The sequence below is a fragment of the Nonomuraea sp. NPDC049784 genome, assembly GCF_040659615.1.
GTDB lineage: Bacteria > Actinomycetota > Actinomycetes > Streptosporangiales > Streptosporangiaceae > Nonomuraea.
Genome location: NZ_JBFAMX010000618.1, coordinates 1 through 6,154 on the forward strand (window position 1 = coordinate 1; position 6,154 = coordinate 6,154).

Here is a 6,154-nt window from a genome sequence, read left to right on the forward strand (position 1 = left end):
GGCTCAGCAGGCCCGCGGAGACGGCGGCGAGCTGGTCGGCCCGGTCCGGCGGGAAGCCTTCAGAGGCGGCCGCCGCACCTGGCCGGCCACGAGTACGCCACTCTCACCAGGTCCGCCGGGGACCTGGTGAGAGGCGTCGTGGATGAGCTGACCCGGCGCGTCCCCGAGATGGAGGCGGCTTACGCGGAGCACCAGCTCGGACACACCGCCGATGACGTCGCGTACATCGTCGACTTCCTACGGGCCGCTCTGTATGTCGACGACCCCGAGCTGTTCGCCTCCTTCGTGGGCTGGATGGCGGAGATGCTCGCGGCACGCGGTATCCCGGCGCGCGTGCTGCTCTCCGTCCTGGACGCGCTGGCCGGCCGCCTGCCCGGTTTCCCCCGCGCCCTCGCCACGCTGGCGCGGGCGCGGGCCGCCGCGACCGGTGCCTAGTTCTTGATGCCCGTCAGTGTGACGCCCTCGATGAAGTACCGCTGCAGGAAGAAGAAGAGCGCGATGATCGGCGCGATCACCGCCGCCGACGCCGCCATGAGGTATCCCCACTGGGTGATGTACATGCTCTGGAACGAGGCCAGCCCCAGCGACAGCGTGTAGTTCTCCTCGTTCTGCAGGTACAGGAGCGGCCCGAGGAAGTCGTTCCAGGTGCCGATGAACGTGAAGATGGTCACCACGATGATCGCGGGCTTGGACAGCGGCATGACGATCGTCCAGAACACCCGCCACGGGGAGGCCCCGTCGATGTAGGCGGCCTCGTCCAGCTCGAACGGGATCGTCAGGAAGAACTGCCTGAGCAGGAAGATGTTGAACACTCCCCCGCCCGCCCCGGCGAACCAGCTGGGCACCGTGAGGGGCGCGATCGTGTCGATCGCGCCGAGCTCCTGCCACATGACGAACGTCGGGATGAGCGTCACCGCGTACGGCAGCATCACGCCGCTCAGCAGCAGCGCGAAGACGACGTTGCGCCCGCGCCAGCGCAGCCGGGAGAAGCTGAAGGCCGCGACCGCGCAGGTCAGCACCGTGCCGAGGACGCTGATGACGGCGATGACCAGCGTGTTGAGGAAGTAGCGGGCGAAGGGCTGGGTGGTGAGCGCCTCGGTGAAGTTCGACCACTGGAACGGCGAGGGGATCCACTGGGGCGGCGAGACGAACATCTGCGCGTCCTGCATGAGAGCGCTGCGCACGAGCCACACGAACGGCAGCAGGGTCGGGATCGACCCCGCCACCAGCGCCACGTACAGCAGAGCCCGGCCGTACCTGCGAGGTTTGCGCAACCCCTCGGTGGGAGCCACCCGGGCCGCGCGGGTCTTGTCCGGGGTTGCCAGGGCGGTCATCGTGCGCCTGCCATCTCGTAGTAGACCCAGCGGCGGGCGTTTCTGAACATCAGGAACGTCACCACCATGATGATCATGAACAGGGTCCAGGCGAGCGCGCTGGCGTAACCCATCTCGCTCTCCGTGAACGCCTTGCGGAACAGGTAGTAGACGTAGAAGAGCGTGGCGTGGTTCGGCCCGCCCTCGGTCATCACGTACGCCTGGTTGAAGACCTGGAAGGTGCCGACGACACCGACCACCAGGTTGTAGAAGATGGTCGGCGTCATCATCGGCAGCGTGACGTGCCAGAAGCGCCGCCACACGCCGCCGCCGTCGATCGACACGGCTTCGTACAGGTGCCTCGGCACGCCCTGCAGCCCGGCCAGGAAGATCACCATGGTGTTGCCGAAGCCCCAGGTGCTCATGATGATCATTGAGGGGACGGCCGTCGACTCGGCGTAGATCCACTGGGAGCCGGGCAGGCCGCCCTGCCGGAGCAGGGAGTTCAGCAGGCCGAAGTCCGGGTTGAAGATCCAGATCCAGAGCACGACGTTCGCGATGGCCGGGACGAGCGTCGGCAGGTAGAAGATCGTCCGCCAGAGCGCCAAGCCGCGCACCTTCTGGTTGAGCAGCATGGCCACGGCGAAGCTGACGATCAGCACCAGCGGGACCGCGCCGAGCGTGTAGTACGTGGTGGTGCTCAGCGACTTCCAGAACAGGTCGTCGTGGACCATCGTGGCGTAGTTGTCCAGGCCGATGAACGACGGGCTGGCGCCGATCGTCCAGTCGGTCATGCTGAAGAACGCCGAGGCCACCATGGGCCCGATGGTGAAGATGACGAACCCCAGGATGGCGGGGAGCGCCATCAGGATGCCCCAGCGTGTCTCGAGGCGGCGCATCAGAGCTCCTGGGTGTGCTGCCAGCCCTGGAGCATGCTGGTGATCTTCGGCGTGACTTCCTTGAGGATCTCCGCGGCCGGGCGCTTGCCGGTCTCGATCTCCTGGAGCGCGGGGGCCAGCACGTCGCTGCTGATGGAGGACATGTTCTTGACGCGGTTGCCGAACGTGGGCACGCCGTGGTCGCGGGCGTAGTCCACGACGGCGGTGCGGAACTCCGCCGGGTGCAGCTCGTTCTTCGTCCAAGAGTCGACGGACGCCTGCTCCTCGTAGTACTTCTTCTCCTGCGGCATCCACAGGCCCTTGGCGAACAGGTCGACGTAGCGCGGGTCGTTGTGGAAGGCGAACAGCTCGACCGCCTCCTGCTCGTGCTTGCTCCCCGCGAACACCGCCGACGCGCCCGCCACCTGGCTGGCGGTGAACGGCTCCTTGTACTTGGGGAGCACGCCGATGCCGTAGTCCACCTTGCTCTCGTTCATGTCGAGCAGGCTCCAGTGGCCGTCCACCACCATGGCCACCCGCTTGGTCTTGAGCAGGATGTTGGTGCCCGGCGCGTCGTCGCCGGTCGCGGCGAGCTGGCCCGGGCCGGGCGCGACGCGGTGCTTGTAGACGAGGTCCTGCAGGTTCTGGAACACCTGGATCGCCTCGGGCGTGTCGAGCAGGCACTTCTTGCCGGTCTCGTCGGCGAAGTCCACGCCGTTGCTGCGCAGGAACCCGTACCAGGCCGCGCCGTAGGTGATGCTGCTGGAGATGCCGAACTGCTTGATCTGCTTCGGGTCGAAGCCCGACTCGTCCGGGTGCTTGCCGTTCTGGTCGACCGTCAGCTTGTAGGCGTTCTCAACGAGCTGGTCCCAGGTCCAGGCGGAGGCGGCGTCGGCAGGCGGCGTGACACCGGCGGCCGCGACGGCGGACTTGCTGAACCACAGCAGCTCGATCTCGTTGGCCGTCGCGACACCGTGCAGGTTGTCCTGGCCGCTCCACAGGTACGCGTCCGGCAGGTAGCCGGCCAGCTGCGGATATTTCTTCAAATAGGGGAACAGGTTGACCAGCTTGCCCTGCTGGCCCAGGCGGTACGACATCGCCAGCGGCACATACCCGGCGTCCGGAAGCCGGTTGCTGGCCACGAGCGTGTTGAGCTTCACGTCGTACTCGTCGGGCGTGTACAGCGGCTTGACCTTCACCCCCGCGTGCTTCTGCTCGTACTGCTTGAGCATGCGCTCGACGGCCGCCTTCTCGAACGTCGAGCCCCAGTACATGAACTGCAGCTGCACGTTCCCGGCCGAGCCGGAGCCCGAGCCGTCGCCGCAGGCCGCCGCCGTGGCGCCGAGGGCGGCGAGCCCGCCCAGCTTCAACAGGTCGCGTCTTCTCATCCGCGTCTTTCCTTACGCGAGGGGGATCCACACCCGCATCGCGCCGCCGTCACGGTTGTCCCACTGGAAGTAGGGGACGGCGGTCGCGGTCACGCTGGTGGTGGTCGCCAGGGGTTTCGTGGTGTACAGCAGGCCACCGTTCGGCTGGTGCACGGCGGTGGCATCGGTTTCGATCAGTACGGTCCGGCCGACGCCCTCGAGGTCGTCGACGGGCTTCACGCGCAGCGGAGCCTGCGGGCTCAGGGCGAGGTCGTCCACCTCCACGCCTTCGGGCTGGTCGATGTTCTCGAAGCAGTAGACGAGCGGTCCGCGCTCCAGCGCCACGGAGCCCCTGACCGCGTCGATCTTGTGATGGGGGTAGGTGAGCCGGGGCGTCATGTCGAGCCGCAGCTCGACCGTGTCACCGCTCTGCCAGTTACGGCGGGTACGGAAATATCCGTCTTCGGCGGCCCGGGCCGGCCGGTCGTCGACGTATGTGGCCTCGCTCCAGGCCGGGATGCGCAGGGCGAGCTCCCATTCGCCCGCCTCCTCGACCGTGATGCGGACGAGCCCGTCCCACGGGTACTCGGTCTCGACCCGGATCTTCCCGCCGACCGTCCCCGGAACGTACTGGTGCAGCTGGAGACCGGAATCGGTCGTGGTGGCCACGTAGGCGCCGAGCGAGGACACCAGGCGCATGATGTTCGGCGGGCAGCAGGCGCACGCGAACCACTCCCTGCGCCGCCCGAGGTAGGCGTCCTCGACGAGGTCGTCCCTGCGCTGGAGCGGGTTGACGTAGAAGAAGCGCAGGCCGTCGGCCGAGGTCGAGGCGGCGAAGGCGTTGTAGAGCGTGCGCTCGATCAGGTCGGCGTGGCGGCCCTGGCCGGTGGCCAGGAGCAGCCGCCAGTTCCAGTGGATGCTGGCGATGGCCGCGCAGCTCTCGCTGTAGGCGCGGTCGGGCGGCAGCTCGTACCGCTCGCCGAACGCCTCGCCGTCGTGGCGCGAACCGAGGCCGCCCGTGATGTACGTCTTGGTCGCGACCATGTCCTCCCAGCGGCGCAGCGAGCACTCCAGCAGCGACTCGTCGCCGGTCTCCAGGTAGACGTCGACGATGCCGGCCTCCAGGTAGAGCTGGCGCACGGCGTGGCCCACCGCGGTGTCGGCCTCGCGTACCGGCAGGTGGTCCTGGGCGTACAGCATGCCCATGCCGCTGTCCTTGATGAGGCCCTTGCCGCGGTTGTCGATCAGCTTGGACGCCAGGTCCAGGTAGGCGCGCTCGCCGGTCACCCGGTAGAGCTCGACCAGCGCGGTCTCGACCTCCGCGTGGCCGTCGATGCCGTCGTTCCCGCCGGTCAGGAACACGTCGACCAGGTGGTCGGCGAAGCGCCTGGCGACCTCGACCACCCCCTCGCCGATCCCGGCACGGGCGGCCGCCACCGCCGCCTGGAACAGGTGGCCCGCGCAGTACATCTCGTGGCTGTACTCGAGCTCGGCGTAGATCTTGTCCGGTTTGACGACCTGGTAGTGCGAGTTGAGGTAGCCGTCGGCCCGCTGGGCTTTCTTCAGGACGGCCGCCGCCTGGTCGGCGAACTCGCCGTACCCGGGCTCGGGCGCGCGGACCTGCTCCCAGGAGATCGCCTCGAGCTGCTTGTAGAGGTCGGAGTCCTGGAACCGGTAGCCCTGGAACGGCCCCTCGCCCTCCCCTCCCGCTCGCCGCAGGTTGGGCAGAGCGCCCGAGCGCTCCATCTGCTCCAGGCCCAGCGGGATGCTGGCCTCGTGGTTGATCTGCTGCCACCGCGCGAACGGGCCGCCGGTGATGACCACGTCTTGGATCCCGAGCGGCCGCCACACTGTCCGGCCGGACGGAATGACAGGACTCTGCTGCATCTAGCTCCTCAACCTCTAACCTCATTGAGAAAACCTTGGGAATAGGTTTTCTCAAACGGAGGGTAAGGTGTGATACATCACAGGTCAAGGGGATGCTTGTGCGCAATAAGGTGTAACCGCGAAAGGGGACTCGGTTGGCCAACCTTTCCGATGGGACAACGAGAACCGTCACGATCAGGGACGTCGCGGCGGCCGCCGACGTGTCGATCGGCACCGCGTCCAAGGCGCTCAACGGGCGCGGCCGGATGCGGACCGAGACCCGCGACCGGGTGCTCGCCGCCGCCGAACGGCTCGGTTTCCGGCCCAATCCGCTGGCCCAGGGACTGCTGGCGGGCCGCACGTACACGGTGGGCCTGGTCACGGGCGACAGCTTCGGCCGCTTCAGCATCCCGGTGATGCTGGGTGCCGAGGACGCCCTGGGCGCGGGCCAGATCTCGGTGTTCATGTGCGACACGCGCGACGACCCGATCAGGGAACGGCACTATGTCGAGCGCCTGCTGGCCAGGCGCGTCGAGGGCATCATCGTCACGGGGCGCCGCACGGAGCCGCGGCCTGGGATCGGCCGCGACCTGCCCGTTCCCGTCGTGTACGCGATGACGCAGTCCACGGACGACTCGGACATCTCGATCATCCCGGACGACGAGGGCGGCGGAGCGCTGGCCGCCCGCCACCTCATGGCGACGGGGCGCACCCGCATCGGCCACGTGAC

General features: G+C 68.0%; 6 protein-coding genes. 2 read left to right on the forward strand and 4 right to left on the reverse strand.

What is annotated here, in order from left to right:
• The first annotated feature begins 138 nt into the window (after positions 1-138).
• A complete protein-coding gene (locus tag AB0J09_RS53670; RefSeq protein ID WP_360709889.1) occupies positions 139-435 on the forward strand; it encodes a hypothetical protein in 297 nt (98 codons plus the stop codon).
• Here the strand turns inward: AB0J09_RS53670 and AB0J09_RS53675 are convergent.
• The 4 genes from AB0J09_RS53675 to AB0J09_RS53690 are packed head-to-tail and all read right to left on the reverse strand — an operon-like array spanning position 432 to position 5,445.
• Complete coding sequence (locus AB0J09_RS53675; RefSeq protein ID WP_360709891.1) at positions 432-1,334, reverse strand: carbohydrate ABC transporter permease; 903 nt, start codon at positions 1,332-1,334, stop codon at positions 432-434. The genes AB0J09_RS53670 and AB0J09_RS53675 overlap by 4 nt on opposite strands.
• Positions 1,331-2,212 carry a sugar ABC transporter permease gene (locus AB0J09_RS53680; protein ID WP_360709893.1) on the reverse strand — a complete coding sequence of 294 codons (882 nt, stop codon included), beginning with the start codon at positions 2,210-2,212 and terminating at the stop codon, positions 1,331-1,333. Before AB0J09_RS53680 ends, AB0J09_RS53675 begins: the two co-directional genes overlap by 4 nt.
• A complete protein-coding gene (locus AB0J09_RS53685; protein ID WP_360709895.1) occupies positions 2,212-3,579 on the reverse strand; it encodes an extracellular solute-binding protein in 1,368 nt (455 codons plus the stop codon). The genes AB0J09_RS53680 and AB0J09_RS53685 overlap by 1 nt, the downstream gene beginning before the upstream one ends.
• Before the next feature lie 12 nt (positions 3,580-3,591).
• Positions 3,592-5,445, reverse strand: coding sequence for a beta-L-arabinofuranosidase domain-containing protein (locus tag AB0J09_RS53690; RefSeq protein ID WP_360709897.1), 1,854 nt, complete (start codon positions 5,443-5,445; stop codon positions 3,592-3,594).
• 134 nt (positions 5,446-5,579) lie between these two features.
• Here AB0J09_RS53690 and AB0J09_RS53695 point away from each other — a divergent pair.
• Positions 5,580-6,154: LacI family DNA-binding transcriptional regulator (locus AB0J09_RS53695; protein WP_360709899.1), on the forward strand; the 575-nt coding region annotated here is incomplete at its 3' end.

Bases quoted from the DNA above. Each gene is read 5' to 3' on its own strand.
- AB0J09_RS53690 (WP_360709897.1), bottom strand. From the start codon at position 5,445: ATGCAGCAGAGTCCTGTCATTCCGTCCGGCCGGACAGTGTGGCGGCCG.
- AB0J09_RS53680 (WP_360709893.1), bottom strand. From the start codon at position 2,212: ATGCGCCGCCTCGAGACACGCTGGGGCATCCTGATGGCGCTCCCCGCC.
- AB0J09_RS53675 (WP_360709891.1), bottom strand. From the start codon at position 1,334: ATGACCGCCCTGGCAACCCCGGACAAGACCCGCGCGGCCCGGGTGGCT.
- AB0J09_RS53685 (WP_360709895.1), bottom strand. From the start codon at position 3,579: ATGAGAAGACGCGACCTGTTGAAGCTGGGCGGGCTCGCCGCCCTCGGC.